Source organism: Nonomuraea sp. NPDC059194, assembly GCF_042754765.1.
Taxonomy (GTDB): Bacteria; Actinomycetota; Actinomycetes; order Streptosporangiales; family Streptosporangiaceae; genus Nonomuraea.
In genome coordinates, this window is sequence record NZ_JBHZBH010000035.1 from 64205 (window position 1) to 85229 (window position 21025).

Here is a 21025-nt window from a genome sequence, read left to right on the forward strand (position 1 = left end):
CTCCGTTTTGAACGTGTTCAAAAGCAGGATAGCCGGAGCTCGGAGGATGGCTCTCAGCGGGTGGGGCTCAGCGGGCGGGCTTCAGCGGACGGCGCTCAGCGGCCGGGGTTTCAGCGGGTGGGGCTCAGCGAGGCGTGCCGAAGGCGCGGCGGTAGGCGGAGGGGGAGGTGCGCATCGCGCGGCTGAAGTGGTGCCGGAAGGTGACGGGGCTCTCGAACCCGACCGCCGCCCCGATCTCTTCCACCGGGGCGCCCGTCGACTCCAGCATCGGCAGGCTGGCCGCGACCCGCTGCGAGATCACCCAGCGCAGCGGCGAGGTGCCGGTCTGCGCCTTGAAGTGCCTGATGAACGTGCGCTCGGACAGGTGCGCCACCCTGGCCAGGTCGGCCACGGTGATCGGGTCGGCCAGGTGCGCCATGGCCCACTCCATCGCCCTGGCCACCGCGTCGTCGTCGTCCACCGCCGTCACGGCCGCCTGGATGAACTGCGCCTGCCCGCCCTCCCTGTGCGGCGGGATGACCAGGCGGCGGGCGACGGCGTTGGCCACGTTCGCGCCGTGGTCGGTGCGGACCAGGTGGATCAACAGGTCGAGCCCGGCCGCGCTGCCCGCGCTCGTCAGGATCTGCCCGCCGTCGACGTAGAGCACGCCGGGGTTGACGCGCACCGAGGGGAAGCGCAGCTGGAGCAGGTCGGCGTACTTCCAGTGGGTGGTGGCCTCCTTGCCGTCGAGCAGGCCCGCGGCGGCCAGCGCGAAGGCGCCCGAACAGATCGACACGATCCTGGCGCCGCGCGCGTGGGCCTCCCTCAACGCCTCGATCAGTACGGCGGAGACCTGGCCCCGCACGTCGGCCACGCCCGGCACGATCACCGTGTCGGCCGCCGCCAGCACGTCAAGGCCGTGCTCGGCCCGCATGCTGAAGCCGCCGACCACGCGCATCGGCTCGTCGCTCTCCGCGCAGACCTTCAGGTCGTACCACGGCACCCGCAGCTCGGGCCGGGCCAGACCGAAGATCTCCACGACGCAGCCGAGCTCGAAGGGCGCCATGCCGTCGACGGCCAGCGCGGCCACCGTGTGCAGGCGCGTCGGGAGCGGAACCAGCATGCCTGGATCGTACGTGCGGGTTCCGGGAGGCATCGCCGCGGGGCGGGGTGCTGATCGGCGAGGACGCCTGGCACGCTGGAGTAATGGACGACATGCTCAAGCACCTGACCTCGGCCTCGCAGCCCACGGTCGCGCTCGTGCGCGACCTCGGCGAGGAGGAGCTGGCCCTGCCCACGCCGTGCGCCGACTACGACGTTCGGCGCCTGCTGGCCCACCTGGAGTGGGTGGCGGAGACGTTCGAGGCGATGGCCGACAAGGCCCCGCGACCCGAGCAGGGCGACTACACCGGCGACTTCCCCGAGCGGATGGGCCGGACGCTCACCGCGTGGACCGAGCCCGGCGCGTGGGAAGGCGAGAGCCCGTACGGCATGCCGATGTCCGCGACCGTCAACCTGCTGCTCGTCGACCTGATCGTGCACGGCTGGGATCTGGCCGCCGCGACCGGCCGCCCCTACCGGCAGGACGAGGAGGCGGTGGAGAAGGCGCTGGCCTTCACCGAGCGGATGGCGCCGATGGGCAGGGAGAAGGGCGCGTTCGGCGAGGAGGTCGAGGTCCCGGGCGACGCGCCCGCGCTCGACCGGCTGCTGGGCGTCACGGGCAGGAACCCGGCCTGGACGCCGTGATCGGCCGCACGGCGATGCCGATCACGCGTTGAGCACGGTTTGTACTCGCTTGCGTCAAGCACCCGGCCGTGCTCGCGATCACCCCGTCGTAGGCGGTGGAGGTGGTTGCGATGAGAATTCGCCCCTTACTGGTGATCGCGCTGTTGCTGGTCCTCGCAGCGTGCGGCGCCGGACCCGAAGGAGCGGCGACTGCGTCGAAGGACCGCGCGGCGCCGATCCAGCCGCCGCGCGTCACGGCGTCGACGGCCCCCACTGAGGGGGACACCGCGACCGACACCGAGACCGACACCGAGGCGTCGCAGGTGTCGACGTTCGCGCTCGACGTGGACACCGCCTCATACGGTTACGCCCGCCGTACCCTCGACGAGGGCCGCTGGCCCGAGCCCGGGCAGGTGCGCCCGGAGGAGTTCGTCAACGCCTTCCGCCAGGACTACGCGCAGCCGGCCGACGACGGGTTCACCGTGCACGTCGACGGGGCGCGGCTGGGTGACGACGACAACACCGCGGCCCTCAGGGTCGGCCTGCAGACCAGGGCCGCCGACGCCGCCGCCAGGCGTCCCGCGAACCTCACCTTCGTCGTCGACGTGTCCGGCTCGATGGCCGAACCGGGCAGGCTCGACCTGGTCAAGCAGGCGCTGCACACGCTGGTCGACCAGCTCGCCCCCGGCGACCAGGTGTCGATCGTCTCCTTCAGCGACACGGCCATGCTGGTCGCCTCGACGACCCCGCTGACCGCCCGCGACGACCTGCACGCCGCCATCGACCGGCTGGCCGTCGAGGGCTCGACCAACCTGGAGGACGGCCTGGTCACCGGCTACCGGGCGGCCGATCGCGCCTTCCGCCCCGCCGCGACCAACAGGGTCGTCCTGCTGTCCGACGGCCTGGCGAACACGGGAAGCACCACCTGGCAGGTCATCCTCGACCGGGTCAAGGAGCACGCGGGCAAGCGGATCACGCTGCTGTCGGTCGGCGTCGGCAGGGACTACGGCGACGAGCTCATGGAGCAGCTCGCCGACAACGGCGACGGCGCCGCGGTCTACGTGAGCACCATCGAGCAGGCGCGCAAGGTCTTCGTCGAGCAGCTGCCCGCCAACCTGGAGCTGCGCGCCCGCGACGCCAAGGCGCAGGTCGTCTTCAACCCGGCCGTGGTCGAGAGCTCCCGGCTCATCGGCTACGAGAACCGCGCCCTGTCCACCGAGGACTTCCGTGACGACGCCAAGGACGGCGGCGAGGTCGGTCCCGGGCACTCCGTCACCGCGCTCTACTCGGTACGGCTGCGCGCCGGTGCCTCGGGCCAGCTCGCGGCGGCGACCGTACGCTGGCAGGAACCCGACACCCGCAGGCCCGCCGAGGTCAGCAGGTCGCTGAACGCCGCCGACCTGACCGGCGAGCTGTGGACGGGCTCGCCGTCCCGGCTGCAGGTGGACGTCGTGGCCGCCGCCTTCGCGCTGTACCTGCGCGATCGGGAGGCGTTCGGCATGGACCTGCCGATGCTGGGCGAGCACGCGGGCAGGCTGGCCGCGACGACCGAGGACCCGGCGGTGAGCGAGCTCGCGGGCCTGATCGAGAAGGCCAGGGCTGTCGGCTAGCGCTGATCGGGCGCCGCTCTCCGTGCGGGACACCGACCCGTGCCCGGGACGTCCGCGTGGACGCCCCGGGCACCCGGCTTCTAGTGAGGTCGGACGCGCCCCGCACCGGCCACGATGTCGGAAACGGCCGGGTTGTCGTCGAAGGCCTCCTTCGGCAGCGTCGTGTTCTCGGCGAGCGTCACACCCTCGGGGGCTTCACCGGGGTCGGCGTCCCAGACGTTGCCGATGAACGCCACGTGCTCCAGCGGCGGCGACACGTTCAGCACCACCGGGCTGTCGGCCCGGTGCACCAGGTTGCCCTGGACGGTGACCCACGCGGCCCCGTAGTCGGTGTACAGGCCGAAGTTGTAGGGCGTGATCGTGTCGCGGACGACGTTGCCGCGGATCAGCGCGCCGCTGGCGTGCGAGACGCCCTGGCTGCCGGCGACGTAGATGCCGCCGCCGTCGGCCAGCACCTGCATCGTGTCGTGGATCAGGTTGTTCAGCACCTTGGCGCCCCGCCCCTCGTACACCACGATGCCCGCGTGCGGCACGTCGTTGACCTCGTTGTGGGCCACGACGGTGTCCGTGGTGCCGGACATCAGGACCGCGGGCGAGCCGTGGTAGTCGCGGCCGATGTGGTGGACGTGGTTGTTCTCCAGCCGGTGGCGGCGCGCTCCCGAGCCGATCACCACGCCGCCGCCGGACACCTCGTCGATCACGCTGTCGAGCAGCACGTTGTCGGCGCCGTCGCCGCGGAACTCCAGCGCGACGCCGCCCAGCCGGGTGAACCGGCAGCCCTCCAGCGTGACCCCCGAGACGTTCTCGAAGATCACGTTGCCGGGCATGGTCGCGGAGTCGCCGGGGACGGTGACCTGCCCCTGCCCCTCGGCGAAAGTGACCGTCTGGAGCGCGCCGCCGTCGTAGTAGCCGTTGCCGTGGTAGTGCAGGAACCCCTCGGGCGTACTGGGCCGCAGCCAGGTCGCCTCCGCGAACGTGATGCCGCGGAAGGCGACGTCGCGCAGGTCGCGCGCGTGCAGCAGCGTCTCGAGCACCGGCGCCACCACGTCGTCGAGATCCTCGCCCGGCAGCGGCAGATAGTGCAGGACTCCGCCGGCCAGCGCGAAGGTGCCCTCGGTCAGGAACGCGGGGCTGTTCTCGGCCGAGGTCGGGGCGTCGGCGCCGTTGGACTCGCCCGCGCCGGGGCCGTCCCAGCTGATCACCGACTGGTAGAGCCGCGTGGCCCAGCCGAAGGCGGGCTGCGCCATGGTGACGGTGGTCGAGCTCTCGTCCCCGGTGATCCGCGCCGCCTGGCAGCGGGCCTCGGACCACGGGTAGGCGCCCCGGTAGACGAACTCCACCTCGCCCTGCCAGGCCCCCGGCGCGGGATCGTCGATGACGTATCCGGTCTCGGTCCTGGTCAGGCGGTGGTCGAGGGTGATGGAGGCGCGTGCGGCACGCCGTCCGGAGACGTAGAGCTGGCGCGTGGCCAGGCCGGGGACCTCGGCCCGGCAGACGCCGTCCTCGCCCCTGCGCCAGCCGGTGATCTGCCGGCCGCCGCTGATGACCACCTTCTCCTGTACGGCGGTGCCGTAGCCGTAGGCCTGGTAGACGACCCCCGAGTCGGCGGCCGTGAGCAGGAACGGCTCGGTGAGGCGGTAGGTGCCGGCCCTGAGGTTGACCACGTCGCCGGGCTCGGCGGCCTGGCGGGCCCGATCCAGCGTCGCGAACGGTCGCTCGATCGTGCCGGGGTTGGAGTCGTCGCCCGTCGGATCGACGAAGAGCATGAGGGGTTCCTCTCGTGTCTACGGTGTACACATCTGGTATACAGCATAGACCTAGAGGGGAGTCAAGATGGCCGATCCGGAGCGCAGCACCGAGCTGCTGTGGGAAGCGAGGTCCAGGCGCGGGCTCAGCCTGGAGCGGATCGTGCGGGCCGCGATCGAGCTGGCCGACGCCGAGGGACTGGCCGCGGTCTCCATGCGCAGGGTCGCCGAACGGCTCGGCTTCACCACCATGTCGCTGTACCGCCACGTGCCGGGCAAGGCGGAGCTGATCGACCTCATGCGCGACGAGGTCCTCGGAGAACAGCCGCCCGGCAGCACAGGGGACCCCGGTGGCGCGGGGGAGCAGGCGTCCGGTGGTGCGGGCGAGCGGCCGGGATGGAGGGCGGGGCTGGAGGTGTGGGCGCGGGCCGGGCTGGCGCGCTACCGGCGCCACCCCTGGCTGATCGAGGCGTCGGGGTCCAGGCGGGTGCCGGGCCCGAACGCGGTGGCGAGATTCGAGTGGGCGCTGGACGTGGTGGCGCGGGCCGGGCTGCCGCCCGCGGAGGTGGTGGCCGTGGTCACCCTCGTCGGCGGGTTCGTCGAGAGCGCCGCCCGGCAGGTCGTGGAGACCGCGCGGACCGAGCGGCGCACCGGGGTCAGCGAGGAGGAGTGGTGGGGCGCCCGTGACTCGCTCTTCGAGCACATGGACCGCTATCCGACGCTGAGCCGTATCTACCGGGAGGGCGGCTACGACGCGCCGCTGGACCCGTTCGAGTTCGGCCTGCAGCGGGTGCTCGACGGCGTCGAGACGCTAGTGCGTGACGAAAGTCGTGATGTAACTCGATGTGTGGTGTGCGGCAAGGCGGTCGAAACCCCCGCCACGGGCCGACCGCGGGATTACTGCTCACCGGCCTGCCGCCAACGCGCCTACCGCATGCGCAAGAACTGACCCCACTTCCGGCGGAATCACCGGCGGGGTATCGTCCTTCCTGGTTCAAATATCAGACCATCGTTCCAAATATCGGAAAAGTTGGGAAGCGGGGCTACGTGACCGTCGAAACCCAGTGGGCCGACCTGGAGACAGTCGTTCCCGGCGGCGTTCGGACGCGCGCCACCGACCGGCTGCGCCTGGCTCATGACGCCTCCCACTTCCTGCTGCACCCCCGCGCGGTCGTCACGCCATCCGGCGCGGCCCAGATCGGCGAGTTGCTCAGGCTGAGCGGCAGGAACGGCCTGCCGCTCACCTTCCGCTCGGGCGGCACCAGCCTGAGCGGCCAGGCCGTCACCGAGCACCTGCTCGTCGACACCCGCCGCAACTTCAGGGACCTGCAGGTGCTCGACGACGGCCACCGGGTCAGGGTGCAGCCAGGCGTCACCCTCCGCCAGGTCAACCTCCGGCTGGCCCCCTACGGCCGCAAACTCGGCCCCGACCCCGCCAGCGAGTCGGCGTGCACGATCGGCGGCGTCATCGCCAACAACTCCAGCGGCATGACCTGCGGCACCGAGCACAACACCTACCGCACCCTCGAATCGCTGCTGCTGGTGCTGCCGAGCGGCACCGTGCTCGACACCGGCGCCCCCGACGCCGACGGGCGGCTGCGCGCCACCGAGCCCGGCCTGTTCGCCGGCCTCGAACGCCTGCGCGACCGCGTGCGGGCCGACCCCGACTCGGTGCGGCGGATCACCGCCCAGTTCGCGATGAAGAACACCATGGGCTACGGGCTCAACGCCTTCCTCGACCACTCCTCGCCGAGCCGGATCCTGACCCACCTGGTGGTCGGCAGCGAGGGAACGCTGGCCTTCGTCGCCGAGGCGACCTTCCGCACCGTGCCCCTGCACCGGCACGCCGCCGCAGGGCTGCTCGTCTTCGAGACCCTCGCGCAGGCGATGAGCGCGATGCCCGCCCTGGTGGCCGCCGGTCCCGCGGCCATCGAACTGCTGGACGCCGCGGCCCTGCGCGTCGCCCAGCACGACCCGAAGGCCGACCCGGCCCTGCGCGCCCTCGCCGTACAGGGCCATGCCGCGCTGCTGGCCGAGTGGCAGGAGAGCGACCCCGGCGTCCTCGACGACCGCGTGCGCGCCGTGAGCCCCGTCCTGGACGGACTGCCCCTGGCGAGCACGCCGCGACTCAGCGGCGAGGCGGCGGTCAGGGCGGCGCTCTGGCACATCCGCAAGGGTCTGTACGCCGCCGTGGCCGGCGCCCGCCCGCCAGGGACCACCGCCCTCCTGGAGGACATCGCCGTCCCCGTGCCCGCTCTGGTGGACACCTGCGCCCAGCTCACCGGCCTGTTCGTCCGGCACGGCTACGACGACACCGTCATCTTCGGCCACGCCAAGGACGGCAACCTGCACTTCATGCTCACCGAGAAGTTCTCCGGCGCGGCGGCGCCCGAACGGTACGAGGCGTTCACCCAGGACATGGTCGACCTCGTCCTCGCGCATGGCGGCACGCTCAAGGCCGAGCACGGCACCGGCCGGGTCATGGCGCCGTTCGTGCGCCGTCAGTTCGGCGACGAGCTGTACGAGGTCATGCGCGAGATCAAGGCGCTGTGCGACCCGGCGGGCATCCTCAATCCCGGCGTGCTGATCACCGACGACCCCACGGTCCACCTGCGGCACCTCAAGTCCGTGCCGACCGTGGATCCCGAGGTGGACCGCTGCGTCGAATGCGGCTACTGCGAGCCCGTCTGCCCCAGCAAGGACCTGACGACCACCCCGAGGCAGCGCATCGTGCTCCGTCGCGAGCTCGCCGCGGCCGAGGCGGCCGGCGACCACGCGCTGGCGCGCGAACTGCGCCGCGACTACTCCTACGCGGCCGTCGAAACGTGCGCCGTCGACGGCATGTGCGCCACCGCCTGCCCGGTCCTCATCAACACCGGCGATCTGATGAAGCGCCTGCGCGCCGAGCGGCGCAAGCCCGTGGCCAGGGCCGGATGGCGGTTCGCAGCCGGACGGTGGTCGGCCGCCACACGCGGCATGGCCCGAGGGCTCGACCTGGCCGCCAAGCTCCCGCCCGCCCTGCCAGAAAGCGTGTCCCGCGCCGCCCGCGCGGTGTTCGGCGCCGGGCGGGTGCCCCAGTGGCGGCGCGACCTGCCCGGGGGAGGCCGCGTCAGGAAGCCTCGCCTGGTGGCCGACCCCGATGCCGTCTACATCCCGTCCTGCCTGGGAACGCTGTTCGCGCCCGCCGCGGGCGGCAAGGGCGTCCACGGTGCGCTGACGGCCCTCGCCGAACGGGCCGGAATCCGGCTGCTCGTGCCGGAGCCGATCGCGGGCCTGTGCTGCGGCACGCCGTGGTCGTCCAAGGGCATGCCGGACGGGTACGCCGCCATGCGCGAGCGCGTGCTTCCCGTGCTGGAGCAGGCCGGTCGCGGCGGCAGGCTGCCCGTGGTGAGCGACGCGGCCTCCTGCACCGAGGGGTTCGAGCGCCTGACCGAGGCGGGTGGCGGCGCGGTACGGGTCGTCGACGCGATCGCCTACGTCGCCGAGCACATCCTGCCGCGCTTGACCGTACGCCGGCGGCTGGCCTCACTGGCGCTGCACCCCACCTGCTCGTCCACCCGGCTGGGCCTCAACGACGCGCTCCAGGCCATCGCCGGCGCCATCGCCGACGAGGTCGTGGTGCCGGACGGCTGGCAGTGCTGCGGGTTCGCCGGCGACCGGGGCCTGCTGCATCCGGAGCTGACCGCCGCCGCCACCCGCGAGGAGGCCCGAGCGGTGGCGGCCAGAGACTACGACGCGTACGCCTCGGCCAACCGCACCTGCGAGATCGGGCTCGCCCGCGCCACCGGCCGGCCGTACCGCCACCTGCTCGAACTCCTTGAGGAGGCCACCCGCTAGGCGCGCCTGCCGTACCGCTGGGTGAACTTCTCCACCCGGCCCGCGGTGTCGAGCACCCGGCTGCGTCCGGTGTAGAAGGGGTGGCTGGCGGCGGAGACGTCCACGTCGACGACCGGGTAGACGCGGCCGTCGCTCCACTCGACGGTCTTGGTGCTCGTCGCCGTCGACCTGGTCAGGAAGGCGTAGTCGGCGCTGGCGTCCCTGAAGACGACGGGACGGTACTCGGGGTGCAGGTTCTTCCTCATCGTTCCTCCTGGTCGTGAAAACGGTAATCGTTGTAACCGGGGGAGGGTGTGCGGCATTCCCGTCACCGACTACCTCTGGAGTCCTATAGACTGGCTACGCGCCAAGGCGCAAAGGGGCTATAGCGCAGCTGGTAGCGCACCTCCATGGCATGGAGGGGGTCAGGAGTTCGAATCTCCTTAGCTCCACAGATTCAGCAGCGGCGGTGTCAGTGATGACACCGCCGCTTTTGCGTTGCCCAGGTTCTGTCGGCGCGGTGTGTCAGGATGCCTCATCGACGATCTTGAGAGAGGAATCCTGTGCGTTCGTTAACCATCGCTGGGCGCCGAATCGGAGGGCTGGTGGCTGTCATCGCCCTGGCGTCCAGCGCCTTCGCCCCTGGGGCGCACGCCGCCCCGCAGCCGGTCGTCTTCGGCAAGGCCTCCGCTCTGCCCAAGGCCCACACCGGCGACTGCCCGGCGACCGTGACGCTGTCCACCACCGTGAAGGTCAAGGCCCCAATGACGCTGAAATACGCGTGGGCCTTCAGCGACGGAGACCAGAGCAGGACCAAGACCTACAGGGTCGGCGGGAAGGGCCTCAAGACCATCACCCTGTCCACGTCGGTCAAGGTCACCGATGACACTCGTGGCTGGGGCGCGGTTCGCCTGGTCAGCCCGGTGAAGAAGACTTCGGGGAAGGCCGCGTTCGCCGTCAGCTGCGCCGGCGGCGGGCAGAGCGTGGGCGACTCGTGGGACAGCGTGGGCGTCCCCGTCGTGGACGACGGCGCGCCGGACGCCCCGGCCACACCGCCTCCTGCCCGGCAGGGCGACGACACGCCGGATCGGAACCTGGTGCGGAAGGCCGGCATCGCCTTCGAGCGGACCACCGCGTCGAAGTGCCCGCTGACCTTCAAGGTCCACGGCTATTTCGAGGGGCTTCCCGCGGGGGCGCAGACCGTTCAGTACCGCCTGGTCGGCACCCAGGAGTGGAAGGCCGTCAACGTTCCCGCCGACCACGGCGCCGTCTTCGCCACCGTGCTGGAGACGTTCGACTGGGGCTGGGAGACCGAACAGAACGCGGTGCAGATCGAGGTCAACCAGCCGAACGGCCTGACCTCCAACATCATCTACTACTTCAAGTGCCGCCCGCCGAGCGGCAGCGCGCAGGTCGGCGTCGCCGCCGAGGACATCGCGCTCACCGGCAGCGGCGGCCCGGTGGCCGAGCTGGTCGCCGACGCCATGCTGGAAGCGGTCCAGACCGTCTCGGGCGCGCAGGTCGCCCTCGTCAGCAAGTCCGGGATGCACAACGGCCTGAAGGCGGGACCGGTCACGTTCTCGGACGTGTGGGGCATCCAGTCCGCGGGGCTCGCCATCGACGTGTGGGCGCTGACCGGCGCGCAGCTCAAGAGGATTCTGGTGCCCAACACTCCGAAGGCCGGGGTGCTGACCCCCTCCGCCTCCCTCAGCTACACGCTGTCCGGCGGGGTGGTCACCGACCTCAAGCTGAACGGCACGCCGGTGTCCGACACCCAGGTGGTCAAGGTCGCGGCCAACTACATCCTGGCGGGCGGCTGGCAGGGCTTCCCCCGATGGGAAGGGGCCAAGGGCGTGACCCACAGCGGACCTGACGACACGGGGGCGCTGGCGTCGTACATCACCAACCACTCACCGGTTCCCGCACCCAAGGGCGACCGCGTCACTGTCCGGTAGGTGCCGCGAACAACGGCCGGTGACCCTGTCACCGGCCGTCCGGCGGTCCATGGGTGATCGTTCGCGTGACCGCGGTGCTGGGGATCGTGGCGGCGGCTGCTCGTGCCCGACAAGCCGACCAGCCACCTCGACATCAGGGCGCCGCCAGACCGCTGGCCACGGCCCTCGACCCCTCGTAGCAGGCGGGGCCGTCAGGCGCAGGTGAGGCTCTGGAGGTGGCGGCGCAGGACCCGGGTCATGATCTCGGCGTCCATGCGGCCAGGGTGCAGGACGGCGTGCACGGTCAGCCCGTCGATCAGCGCGCACAGCCGCTCGACCTCCACCTCCAGGTCGACGCCCGCCCGCAGGCGGCCGAGCCTGCGGGCGCCGTCCAGCACCTTGAAGACCAGGCGGCGCATGCCGTCGTAGCTCTCCTCGGCGTGCGGGCGCAGCTCGGGACGGGCGAAGTAGTGCCTGACCGTCGGGCTGGCGGGGAGGCGCTGGTGACGGCCGTCCGCGCGCGGACGACGGGCCTGCCGTACGCGCGTGATCGGCGTGGTGGCGGCATGGCCCGCGACCTGTTCAAGTAGCCCGGCCCGTGAGCGTGAGGGTGGCGTGGGCCCACCGGTCCAGCAGGACCTGGTCGTGGCTGATGGCCAGGACCCCCGCGCCGGTTCGCGCCTGGTAGGAGCGGACCACCGCCACCAGGTGCGCCTGGGTCGAGGCGTCCAGCATCGTCGTCATCTCGTCGCAGATCAGGTAACCCGGCTCCAGCGTCAGCGCCCGCGCCAGGCACGCCCGCTGAAGCTGCCCGTCCGACACCTCGTGCGGCCGCCGGGTCAGCAGGTCACCGGTCAGCCCGACCTCCGCGGCGAGCTCCGTGACCAGCGACGACGAAGGACGTCCCGCTGCGGCCAGGGGTTCGGAGATGATCTCGCGGAGCGTCAGCCGCGGGTCGACCGCGACCCTCGGCTGCTGGTACAGCAGGGCCACGCGGGTGCGCAGGTCGCGGGGGGCGCGCTGCCGCCACCTGGTCACGTCCGCGCCGTCGATGCTCACCCCGCCCGAGAGCGGCCTGAGCATCAGCGACAGCACCCTGGCCAGCGTCGACTTGCCGCATCCGCTCGGCCCGCCGAGCCCCACGGTACGGCCCGGCGGCACCTCGATCGAGACGCCCGACAGCACCGGCCGCCCGCCGTACCCGACGGTGATGTCATGCGCCCTGAGCACGGACGGTCTCCCTCAGAGGATGGTGGCACGAGACCCCGGCGGTCATGGCGGGCGTCGTCGTGGCGCAGGCGGCGGTGGCGTGCCCGCAGCGGGGCTCGAACGCGCATCCCGGGGGCAGCGCGGTCAGCTCGGGCGGCATTCCGGGGATGGCGACGAACTCCCTGTCGGGCTGGGCGGCGACCAGCCCCGCGGCGTAGGGGTGGCGGGGCCGGTCGAGGATCTCGGCGGCGGGCCCGACCTCGACCAGGCGGCTGGCGTACATCACCGCGATGTCATCGGCGACCTGGGCGGCGGCGCGCAGGTCGTGGGTGATGACCAGCACTGCCCTGCCCTCCTCGCACAGCTCGCGCAGCACGGCCATGGTCCGCTCCACCAGGGGCCGGTCCAGGCCGCTCGTCGGTTCGTCGGCGATCAGCAGGCCGGGATCGCCCGCCAGCGCGATCGCGTTGGCCACCCGCTGCGCCATCCCGCCGGACAGCTCGTGCGGGTAGCGGTCCAGGTCGCGAGGGGCGAGCCCGAACCGCTCGGCGAGCTCGGCCGCGCTCCGCGTGGACCCCAGCTCGGCGAGCGCCTCCTCCAACTGCGCCCGCGCGGTGCGCACGGGGGTCAGGTGCGTGGCGGGGCTCTGCGGGATCAGCCCGATCTCGCGCCCGCGCACCTTCCTCGCCAGTACGGCGGGCGGCGCCGACAGCAGGTCGAGACCACCGTCGAGCACCGCCTGCCCCGACACCTGGGCGTTGGCGGGCAGCAGTCCCAGCAGCGCGTGGGCCAGCACCGACTTGCCGCATCCCGATTCGCCGACGAGCGCGAGACAGCGGCCGGGCCGTACGGAGAAGGAGGCGCCGGTGACCGCGCGGACGGTCGCCCGGGGGATGGCGAAGCTCACCGTGAGCCCCGTGACCTCGAGTTTCACAGCGCGAGCTCCGATCGCATCCGGGGGTTGAGCCGGTCGCGCCAGCGCTGCGAGAGCACCGACACCGCCAGCGTGGGCGCCAGGATGAACAGTCCCGGCGCGAGGCTGGACCACCAGTCGCCCGCCAGCAGCGAGCGCTGCCCGTCGTTGATCATGTTGCCGAGCGAGGCCAGGTGCGGCGGCAGGCCGAGGCCGAGGAAGCTGAGCGCGGTCTCGTGCCAGATCGCGTGCGGGACCATCAGCACCATCGCCAGCAGCAGATGCGGCACCAGATGCGGCAGCAGATGGCGGTAGATCACGCGAAAGCGGCCGGCGCCGCCCGAGATGGCGGCCTCCACGAACGGCCGGCCGCGCAGCGACAGCACCTCCGAACGGACGATGCGCGCCGCGGAGGTCCAGTGGGTGACGCCCACCGAGACGACCACGGCCGCCGGGCTGGGCGCGAACATCGCCACGATGAAGATGCCCAGCAGCAGGTGCGGCAGGGAGGAGAAGCCGTCCACCACGCGCATCAGCAACCGGTCGACCAGACCGCCCGAGCTGCCCGCCACCAGGCCGAGCGTGCCGCCGATCAGCATGCTGACCAGCGCGGCGACCAGACCGACGAGGAAGGAGACGCGCAGGCCGTAGACGCAGCGCAGCAGCACGTCGCGGCCCACCTCGTCGGTGCCGAGCGGATGCGCGAGCGACGGCGGCAGGCCCGCCGAGCGCAGGTCCACGAGCTGCTGGTCGAGCTGGAAGATCGGCGGGACCAGCAGCACCGCCAGGGCGAGGACGACGAGGGTGACGGCGGCGGTTCTCATGAGGCGGTCCTCGGGTCGGCGACCCGGTAGGCCAGGTCGGCCAGCAGGTTGCCCGCGATGACCGCGACCGTGCCCAGCAGGGTGAGGACGGCCAGCAGCGGGAAGTCCACCGACAGGGCGGCCTGGACGGTCGCCGAGGCGACGCCGGGCCAGGAGAAGACGCTCTCGACCAGGATCGCGCCCGTCACCAGCTCCGGCACCCGCGCGCCGAGCAGCGTGAGGAAGGGCAGCAGCGCGGCGCGCAGCGCGTGCCTGACGACGACCGTGCGCTCGCGCAGGCCGCGCGCGCGGGCGCCGATCACGAAGTCCTCGCGCAGCGTGCCGATGACCGACTCGCGCACGTACAGCACCAGCCACGACGACTGCGAGACGGCCAGGACGGTCACCGGCAGCACCATGTGGAGCGCCACGTCGGCCGGATCGAGCGTCGTGGAGCCCGCGTCGGTCAGCCCGCCCGCGGGCAGCCACCGCAGGGTGACGGCGAAGACGTAGACGGCCGCCAGCGCCAGCCAGAACACCGGGGCCGACTCGTTGGCCAGCGCGCCTCCCGTGATCAGCCGGTCCAGCACCGAGCCCTTGCGCCAGGCGGCCAGCGTGCCCACGACCAGGCTGCCCGCCAGCATGAGCACGATCGCGCAGCCGGTGGCCAGCAGCGTCCACGGCAGCCGCTCGGCGATCACCTCGACGACGGGCCGGTTGAAGGAGTGGGAGTCGCCGAGTTGCCCGGACACCAGGTTGCCGAGCCAGGTGGCGTACTGCTCCAGCAGCGGCCGGTCGAGCCCCCATTCGGCCCTGATCCGCGCGACCACCTCGGGTGAGGTGACCATGGCGCGGTCGCCGAGATACTGGCGGACCGGGTCGAACGGGGAGGAGGCGGCCAGCGCGAACATCGCCGCGGTGACCACCAGCAGCAGCGGCAGCGCGAACGCCAGCCGCCAGAGGACGATCCTCAGCATCAGGCGGCGGGCTTCCAGGTGTGCAGGTCGCGGAAGAGGCCGCCGGTGGCGTGCTCGTGCGCGTCGACGGACGGCTTGACGCCCTGGTACTCACCGCGGATGACGTAGACGTGCTTGAGGAAGGCCAGGTAGGTCCAGGCCTCGTCGTCGAAGACGAGCCGCTGGAACTCCTGGTAGGCCTGCTTGCGGGCGGCCTCGTCGGTCGTGGCCCTGCCCTTCTCCAGCAGCGCGTCGACCTTCGGGTTGTTGTAGAAGCCCGGGTTGAAGAAGCCCTGACCGGCGAACTTGGAGTGGAACAGCTCGAAGTTGACGTAGTCGGGGTCGTACGGGCTGCCGTAGCCCATGATCAGCGCGTCCTTGGCCATGCGGGGCTCGATCGCGTCCCAGTCGAGGCCCGCCAGCCGTACGTCGAGGCCGATCTTCTTGGCGTCGGAGGCGACGGCCAACGCCAGCTCCTTGCGCAGCGAGTCGCCCGCCGGGTACATCAGCGTGAAACTCGCCCTGATCCCGTCCGGCCCCGGCTTGTAGCCCGCCTCGTCGAGCAGCTTGGTGGCCGCTGCCTGGTCGGGCGTCGCCTTGCCCGTGACCGAAGGCTCGTGCCAGGCCGTGTCGGGAGAGATCGGGCCGAAGGCGGGCTTGCCCGCGCCCGCCATGATCGTGTCGACCATGGCCTGCCGGTCGAGGGCGAGGCTCACCGCCTTGCGGACCGCCTTGTCGCCCGTCACCTTCTCCTTGAACGGCCACATGATGCCGCGGTAGTCGGCGCTGTCGACCTTGTGGACCGTGACGCCCTGCTGGTTCTCGAACCTGGCCGCGGCCTTCGGCGGCAGGATCGCCGCGTCGAACTCACCGGCCGCCAGGCGCGTGGCCCTGACGTTGTCGTCTGCGGCGAAGGCCACCACGACGCTGGAGATCGCGGGCGCGCCGCCCCAGTAGTCCTTGTTGCCCGCCAGCACGACCTTGTCGCCGGGCGTCCACGAGACGAACCTGTACGGCCCGGTGCCGACCGGCTTGTTCGCGGCGATCCCGCCATCGGGCACGATGCCGAGCGTGGTGCGCTGGGCCAGCGGGGCGTAGGCGTGCTTCAGCCTGAACTCGACCGTGCGCTCGTCCTTGGCGCGCACCGTGTCGATGGCCTCGTAGTCGCCGCCGATCGGCGAGCCCTTGACGGCGGTGTAGGTGTAGGCGACGTCCTTGGCCGTCAGCGGGCGGCCGTCGTGGAACTTCACCCCCTCGCGCAGGGTGAAGACGGCGCTCAGGCCGTCGGCCGAGATGACGGGCGGGGCGGTGGCCAGCGCGGGCTTGAGCGACAGGTCGGCGTCCCTGCTCATGAGGCCGTCGAACATCATCGACCCGCCGTCGGGCGCGTAGCCCTTGACCGGGTCGAGCGTCTCGAACTCCGAGCTGATCGCGATGACGAAGGCGTCGCCGGCGGGGGCCGGGCCCGCGGAGGGACCCGCGGAGGGAGCGGTACAGGCGGACAGGGAGACAACGGCGAGCAGCGTGCTCACCCACACGAGGGGGCGCATATTGCTGACTTTAACTTGCTGTTGCGAACAACTTGCAACTAGGTTCCCCTGAACGTCTGCCGGTACGCCAAGGGGGACACCCCCACGGCGGCGTGCAGGTGCTGGCGCAGCGAGACCGCGGTGCCGAAACCGGCGTGCCTGGCCACCTCGGCCACCGCCACGTCGGTGGTCTCCAGGAGGTGGCGCGCGTGCTCGACCCGCTGAAGGGTCAGCCACCTGGCGGGGCTCAGCCCCGTCTCCTCGCGGAAGCGCCTGGTGAAGGTGCGCACGCTCATCCGCGCGTGCGCGGCCAGCACGGCCAGGTCGAGCGGCTCTTCCAGGCGTTCCAGCATCCAGTCCCTGGTCACGGCGGTGCCGTTGCCGTTGGCCTCGGGAAGCGGCCGGTCGATGTACTGCGCCTGGCCGCCTTCCCGCCACGGCGGCATCACGCAGCGGCGGGCCGTACGGTTGGCCACCTCGCTGCCGTGGTCGCGGCGGATCACGTGCAGGCACAGGTCGAGCCCCGAGGCGACACCCGCGGAGGTGAGCACGTCGCCGTCGTCGACGAACAGCACGTCGGGGTCGAGCAGCACCTGGGGGAAGAACCTGCGGAAGCGGTTGGCGTTCATCCAGTGAGTGGTCGCCGGGCGCCCGTCCAGCAGCCCTGCCGCGGCCAGCACGAACGCTCCCGTGCAGATCGACATCACCCGCGGGCGACCCCGCAGGGCCGCGGCGAGCGCGGGTGGGATCGTGCCCGAGAGCATCGCGGGTCCGCCATGGACGCCGGGCACCAGCACGGTATCGGCGCTGTCGAGCACGTCGAGATCGTGGTCGGGCAGCACGCTGTAGCCCGCGCTCGTCCTGACCGGCGCCCGGTCGAGCGAGCAGGTCACCACCTCGTACAGGTGATTGCCGTCGCGGTCGCGCGCGGCCCAGAAGACCTGGCCTGGAATGCCCAGGTCGAGCGGGGCGAAGTCGTCGAGGACGACGACGGCGATTCGATGCGCCATGGCCTGATTCTTTCACATATTGGCTTTTCGGCCACTCCCACCCGCTTACTGTGACTATGGATGATGGGCGGCATGAAGTTGCACCGCGCATGGCTGGTGGCGGGGGTCGCGTTCGTGGCGATCATCGGCGCCGCAGGCTTCCGCGCCACCCCCGGCGTCCTGATCACCCCGCTCCAGGAGGAGTTCGGCTGGTCGAGCGGCGAGATCTCGCTCGCCGTCTCCGTCAACCTCGTCCTGTACGGCCTGACCGCGCCGTTCGCCGCCGCCCTCATGGACCGCTTCGGCATGCGCAGGGTCGTCGCGGCCGCGCTCACCCTGGTCGCGATCGGCAGCGGCCTGACCGTCTTCATGGGGGCGAGCTGGCAGCTCGTGCTCTGCTGGGGCCTGCTGGTCGGCCTCGGGACGGGCTCGATGGCGCTGGTGTTCGTCGCGACGGTGACCGACCGGTGGTTCGTCCGGCACCGCGGCATCGTCACCGGCATCCTCACCGCCGCGGGAGCGACGGGACAGCTCGTCTTCCTGCCGGTCCTGGCCTGGCTGGCCGAAGGCCCCGGCTGGCGGATCGCCTCTCTCACCGTCACCGGCGCGGCCCTGCTCGTCGTGCCGCTGGTGTGGGTGTTCCTGCGCGACCACCCCGCCGACGTCGGCACGACCGCGCTCGGCGCCACCACCTCCGCCAAGCCCGAGCCGTCCAGGGTCAACGCGGCGATCAGGGTGCTGACCGTGCTGCGCTCCGCGGCGAAGACCCGGCCCTTCTGGTTCCTCGCCGGCGGTTTCGCCATCTGCGGCGCCAGCACCAACGGCCTGGTCGGCACCCACTTCATCCCCGCGGCGCACGACCACGGCATGCCCCAGGCGACCGCGGCGGGCCTGCTCGCGCTCGTCGGCATCTTCGACGTCGTCGGCACCGTCGCCTCGGGCTGGCTCAGCGACAAGGTCGACCCGAAGGTGCTGCTCGGCGTCTACTACGCGCTGCGCGGGCTGTCGCTCATGGTGCTGCCGGGCCTGTTCGCCGCCACCGCCGAGCCCAGCATGCTGCTGTTCATCATCTTCTACGGCCTGGACTGGGTGGCTACCGTGCCGCCCACGGTGGCGCTGTGCAGGAAGATCTACGGGACGGACGGCGCGGTCGTCTTCGGCTGGGTCTTCGCCTCCCACCAGGTCGGCGCCGCGATCGCCGCCGTCGGCGCCGGGCTCACCCGCGACCACCTGGGCGCCTACGACCTGGCCTGGTACGTGGCGGGCGCGCTGTGCCTCCTGGCGGCCGGGATGTCCCTGGCCATACGGCATGCTGGAGCGCATGATGGTGCTCCCGCTGGTGGTCAGGATCGAACGCGCCAGCCCTCCCGAGCGAGCTGACGCGCTGGAGGCGGCCGCGATGGCCGTGCTCGACCTCCTGGCCGACCCCGGCGAGTGGGCCCAGGAACTGGAGATTTGGCAGTCGACCGGCAGGATCCGCAAGGGGGTGCGCAGGGCGCGCGGCGCCGAATGGCGCAGGGCGCTCGCGCTGCCGGGCCGTACGATCGAGCACCGCACCGCCGAGGTGCGCGTCTTCCCGCCGGTCCCGCTCGACGACTGTCCGAAGGACCTGGCCAAGCTGCAGGTGGGCGGCACCGAGCTGGTGGACACCGACGAGCCGGGGCCCGCGCGGCCGCCGGTCCTGTGGGAGAACCCGGCGCTGGAGATGTCGGCGGGCAAGGCGATGGCCCAGGCCGGTCACGCCGCCCAGCTCGCCTGGTGGGCCAGCTCGCCCGAGGAGCGGGCGGCGTGGCGCGACCAGGGGTTGACGGTGTCGGTACGGGCCGCCGCCGACTTCGACGCCCTGGCGGGCAGCGGGCTGCCGGTCGTGCGCGACGCCGGGTTCACCGAGATCGCGCCCGGCTCGTGCACGTTCGTGGCGGACATGCCGTGGCTGCGCGTCAGATCTCGATGATGTCCGCCAGGACGCCGCCCTCGGGCGTCAACCGTTCGGGGGCGGGGCTGTCGTAGACGACCATGAGCCTGCCGTCGCCGAGCGCCGCCAGCCCCTCGGGGTGGTCGCAGCCCACGCCGTACGGCAGGTCGGCGACGAACTCCGGCTGGCCCTCGCCGCTCCACCGCATGATCCTGACCGGCCCGTCCAGGTCCATGGTCGGTCCGGTCAGCAGCAGCAGCTCCTCGCCGTAGGGGCACAGGTCGCGCACGCCGAGCCCGCCCAGGTCGAGGAAGTGCTTGCGGTAGCCGTCGAGCCGCAGCCGGTCGGGACCGTCCTCGCGCACGTCGATCTCCAGCACGATCGCCCACCCCCGCAGCACCGGCCCGCGCAGCCCGAGGAAGACCCGCTCGCCGAGCACCGCGATGCCCTCGACGTCGAGGCCGTTGTCCTTGCCGGGGATGGCGGTGAACGGGGCCAGATGCGGGTCGTCGGCCAGCAGGTCGGCCAGGTCGGTGAGGATCGCGCCCTTGCCCACCGCGCCGGGGCCCTCCAGCGGGAGGCGCACCACGATGAACCTGTTCGGCTCCCTGATGACCGTGGACAGCCGCTTGGCCGCCTTGGCGGGGTCGGGTGACTTGACCTTTCTCCGCTTGAGGCTGTGCGAGCCGACCGCCCACAGCCAGCCGTTCGCCCGCGCGATGCCCTCGATGTCGGCCTCGTCGTCCCTGCCCGCGGGCAGGTCCACGTAGTCGGCGAGATGGAAGGTGCGTTCGTGGTCGTAGCGCTCGCCCGTCCAGGCCAGGCGCTCGATGGTGGCGGTCTCGTCACCCGCGATCCACAGACCCGACGGGTCGACGCGCAACGCGGACAGGTTCGTGTGCGTTTGCGCGTCGCGTGACGCCTGGTCAAATCGGAGTTCCACCATGGCCGCTTTCTACACGTAATCCGGTGATATGTCGTACGCTCCCGATCGTGCTCGATGGGGAGAGTGGGGCCGCGGGGCCTCAGGTTAAGTATCAGGCGAGGCCCACAGGCTCTCCGCTCAAGCGCAGCCGTCTGGGTGACCTGCGGATGCGCGTGGTCTACCAGGTGGTGGCCGTCGTGGCCGCGCTGGCCGTGGTCGTGGCGGGCGGGCTCGCCGTCGCGCTGTTAGCAGGGGCGGACGAGGGTGAGGCCCGGCCGGTCGCCGCGCCGCCGGCCGTACCGGCCTCGTCCGCCCCTTCGGCGGCGCCTTCGGTCACGCCCTCTGCCTCCGCCGCGCCTTCTGCTTCGGCCACACCACAGCCTGGATCGACCATCGCGCCCGGGTACACCGCGCTGGAGGCGCTGGCCGCCGACCGCAGGGTGCCGAGGCTGCCCAGCCGCCTCAAGATGCGCACGCTGCCGGGCAAGCCGATCGCGACCAGCGGAACGATCAAGGACGCCAAGGCAGGTGTGTCCGTGCCCCGGCTGCGCGGCCCGTGGAAGCGGTACGGCGCCGCGCCCTTCACCTCCAGGCAGGTGCTGCCCAAAACCGGCGCGGGCCCGCGCGGGATGCTGGTCAGCTGCCCGGTGCCGATCGAGGCGCAGGAACGGCCGCGCGACACCGCGCTGCTGGCCGCCAGATGGACGCTGAACCACCACCCGAAGGGCGCGGTGATCCGCTGGCTCGGCTCCCAGCCGGCCAAGAACGGCTGGACGCTCTACTACCAGGTGAAGTACGGCAAGCGCTCCTCGGTCGCGGCCGTCGCCGTCCGTGAGGCGGACAAGGACAAGCCGGCCATGGTCTTCGTCTCGATCCCCGACACCCAGAAAAAGAGGTGGGCCGATCTTCGGCGCGTCATGTCGGGAGTTCGTGTTCTAGGCTGACGAATGAGGAACGTGCGCACAGCCGGCCTGGCT

19 protein-coding genes and 1 tRNA gene are annotated in these 21025 nt (G+C 71.9%); 9 read left to right on the forward strand and 11 right to left on the reverse strand.

Features of this window, described 5'->3' with window-relative positions:
• Positions 1–124 precede the first annotated feature (124 nt).
• Positions 125–1102 carry a helix-turn-helix domain-containing protein gene (locus ACFXJ8_RS33245; protein ID WP_379647948.1) on the reverse strand — a complete coding sequence of 326 codons (978 nt, stop codon included), beginning with the start codon at positions 1100–1102 and terminating at the stop codon, positions 125–127.
• Positions 1103–1185: 83 nt separating this feature from the next.
• Here ACFXJ8_RS33245 and ACFXJ8_RS33250 point away from each other — a divergent pair, with 83 nt between their 5' ends.
• Both ACFXJ8_RS33250 and ACFXJ8_RS33255 read left to right on the forward strand, forming a co-directional pair.
• Positions 1186–1725 carry a TIGR03086 family metal-binding protein gene (locus ACFXJ8_RS33250; protein WP_379647949.1) on the forward strand — a complete coding sequence of 180 codons (540 nt, stop codon included), beginning with the start codon at positions 1186–1188 and terminating at the stop codon, positions 1723–1725.
• A gap of 110 nt (positions 1726–1835) precedes the next feature.
• Positions 1836–3314 (forward strand): von Willebrand factor type A domain-containing protein, encoded by a 1479-nt coding sequence (locus tag ACFXJ8_RS33255; protein ID WP_379647950.1) that lies wholly within the window; start codon positions 1836–1838, stop codon positions 3312–3314.
• Between the two features lie 80 nt (positions 3315–3394).
• Here ACFXJ8_RS33255 and ACFXJ8_RS33260 read toward each other — a convergent pair whose 3' ends face one another.
• The gene (locus ACFXJ8_RS33260) at positions 3395–5080 is read right to left on the reverse strand and encodes a right-handed parallel beta-helix repeat-containing protein (protein ID WP_379647951.1); all 1686 of its coding nucleotides are present in this window, start codon (positions 5078–5080) and stop codon (positions 3395–3397) included.
• A 67-nt stretch (positions 5081–5147) separates the two neighbouring features.
• On the opposite strand from ACFXJ8_RS33260, the gene ACFXJ8_RS33265 reads away from it, so the two are divergent.
• Together ACFXJ8_RS33265 and ACFXJ8_RS33270 are read left to right on the forward strand one after the other, a co-directional pair.
• Positions 5148–6008, forward strand: coding sequence for a TetR/AcrR family transcriptional regulator (locus ACFXJ8_RS33265; RefSeq protein ID WP_379647952.1), 861 nt, complete (start codon positions 5148–5150; stop codon positions 6006–6008).
• Positions 6009–6106: 98 nt separating this feature from the next.
• Positions 6107–8896: an FAD-binding and (Fe-S)-binding domain-containing protein gene (locus tag ACFXJ8_RS33270; RefSeq protein WP_379647953.1), complete on the forward strand. Its 2790-nt coding sequence runs from the start codon at positions 6107–6109 to the stop codon at positions 8894–8896.
• Here the strand turns inward: ACFXJ8_RS33270 and ACFXJ8_RS33275 are convergent.
• Entirely contained in the window at positions 8893–9141 is a 249-nt protein-coding gene (locus tag ACFXJ8_RS33275; RefSeq protein WP_379647954.1) for a type B 50S ribosomal protein L31, read from the reverse strand. The two genes, ACFXJ8_RS33270 and ACFXJ8_RS33275, sit on opposite strands and share 4 nt — an antisense overlap.
• 113 nt (positions 9142–9254) lie before the next feature.
• On the opposite strand from ACFXJ8_RS33275, the gene ACFXJ8_RS33280 reads away from it, so the two are divergent.
• Together ACFXJ8_RS33280 and ACFXJ8_RS33285 are read left to right on the forward strand one after the other, a co-directional pair.
• Positions 9255–9327, forward strand: a tRNA-Ala gene (locus ACFXJ8_RS33280).
• A 153-nt stretch (positions 9328–9480) separates the two neighbouring features.
• Positions 9481–10830 (forward strand): 5'-nucleotidase C-terminal domain-containing protein, encoded by a 1350-nt coding sequence (locus ACFXJ8_RS33285; protein WP_379647955.1) that lies wholly within the window; start codon positions 9481–9483, stop codon positions 10828–10830.
• A 191-nt stretch (positions 10831–11021) separates the two neighbouring features.
• Here the strand turns inward: ACFXJ8_RS33285 and ACFXJ8_RS33290 are convergent, their stop codons facing one another.
• The 7 genes from ACFXJ8_RS33290 to ACFXJ8_RS33320 all read right to left on the reverse strand — a co-directional run bounded on the left by ACFXJ8_RS33290 (position 11022) and on the right by ACFXJ8_RS33320 (position 17229).
• The gene (locus tag ACFXJ8_RS33290) at positions 11022–11261 is read right to left on the reverse strand and encodes a TetR family transcriptional regulator C-terminal domain-containing protein (protein ID WP_379647973.1); all 240 of its coding nucleotides are present in this window, start codon (positions 11259–11261) and stop codon (positions 11022–11024) included.
• A gap of 130 nt (positions 11262–11391) precedes the next feature.
• Entirely contained in the window at positions 11392–12039 is a 648-nt protein-coding gene (locus ACFXJ8_RS33295; protein ID WP_379647956.1) for an ABC transporter ATP-binding protein, read from the reverse strand.
• Positions 12023–12952 (reverse strand): ABC transporter ATP-binding protein, encoded by a 930-nt coding sequence (locus tag ACFXJ8_RS33300; RefSeq protein ID WP_379647957.1) that lies wholly within the window; start codon positions 12950–12952, stop codon positions 12023–12025. The genes ACFXJ8_RS33295 and ACFXJ8_RS33300 overlap by 17 nt, the downstream gene beginning before the upstream one ends.
• Positions 12949–13755, reverse strand: coding sequence for an ABC transporter permease (locus ACFXJ8_RS33305; protein WP_379647958.1), 807 nt, complete (start codon positions 13753–13755; stop codon positions 12949–12951). Before ACFXJ8_RS33305 ends, ACFXJ8_RS33300 begins: the two co-directional genes overlap by 4 nt.
• Positions 13752–14711 carry an ABC transporter permease gene (locus tag ACFXJ8_RS33310; protein ID WP_379647959.1) on the reverse strand — a complete coding sequence of 320 codons (960 nt, stop codon included), beginning with the start codon at positions 14709–14711 and terminating at the stop codon, positions 13752–13754. The genes ACFXJ8_RS33305 and ACFXJ8_RS33310 overlap by 4 nt, the downstream gene beginning before the upstream one ends.
• Positions 14711–16240 carry an ABC transporter substrate-binding protein gene (locus tag ACFXJ8_RS33315; RefSeq protein WP_379647960.1) on the reverse strand — a complete coding sequence of 510 codons (1530 nt, stop codon included), beginning with the start codon at positions 16238–16240 and terminating at the stop codon, positions 14711–14713. The genes ACFXJ8_RS33310 and ACFXJ8_RS33315 overlap by 1 nt, the downstream gene beginning before the upstream one ends.
• Positions 16241–16278: 38 nt before the next feature.
• Positions 16279–17229, reverse strand: coding sequence for a GlxA family transcriptional regulator (locus tag ACFXJ8_RS33320; protein WP_379647961.1), 951 nt, complete (start codon positions 17227–17229; stop codon positions 16279–16281).
• A 72-nt stretch (positions 17230–17301) separates the two neighbouring features.
• On the opposite strand from ACFXJ8_RS33320, the gene ACFXJ8_RS33325 reads away from it, so the two are divergent.
• Together ACFXJ8_RS33325 and ACFXJ8_RS33330 are read left to right on the forward strand one after the other, a co-directional pair.
• On the forward strand, positions 17302–18588 hold the full coding sequence (locus ACFXJ8_RS33325; RefSeq protein WP_379647962.1) for an MFS transporter: 1287 nt from the start codon (positions 17302–17304) through the stop codon (positions 18586–18588).
• Positions 18530–19162: an aminoacyl-tRNA hydrolase gene (locus tag ACFXJ8_RS33330; protein ID WP_379647963.1), complete on the forward strand. Its 633-nt coding sequence runs from the start codon at positions 18530–18532 to the stop codon at positions 19160–19162. Before ACFXJ8_RS33325 ends, ACFXJ8_RS33330 begins: the two co-directional genes overlap by 59 nt.
• Here the strand turns inward: ACFXJ8_RS33330 and ACFXJ8_RS33335 are convergent.
• The gene (locus tag ACFXJ8_RS33335) at positions 19149–20069 is read right to left on the reverse strand and encodes a DUF3616 domain-containing protein (RefSeq protein ID WP_379647964.1); all 921 of its coding nucleotides are present in this window, start codon (positions 20067–20069) and stop codon (positions 19149–19151) included. The genes ACFXJ8_RS33330 and ACFXJ8_RS33335 overlap by 14 nt on opposite strands.
• A 146-nt stretch (positions 20070–20215) precedes the next feature.
• On the opposite strand from ACFXJ8_RS33335, the gene ACFXJ8_RS33340 reads away from it, so the two are divergent.
• Positions 20216–20992 (forward strand): hypothetical protein, encoded by a 777-nt coding sequence (locus tag ACFXJ8_RS33340; protein ID WP_379647965.1) that lies wholly within the window; start codon positions 20216–20218, stop codon positions 20990–20992.
• The last annotated feature ends 33 nt before the right edge of the window (positions 20993–21025 follow it).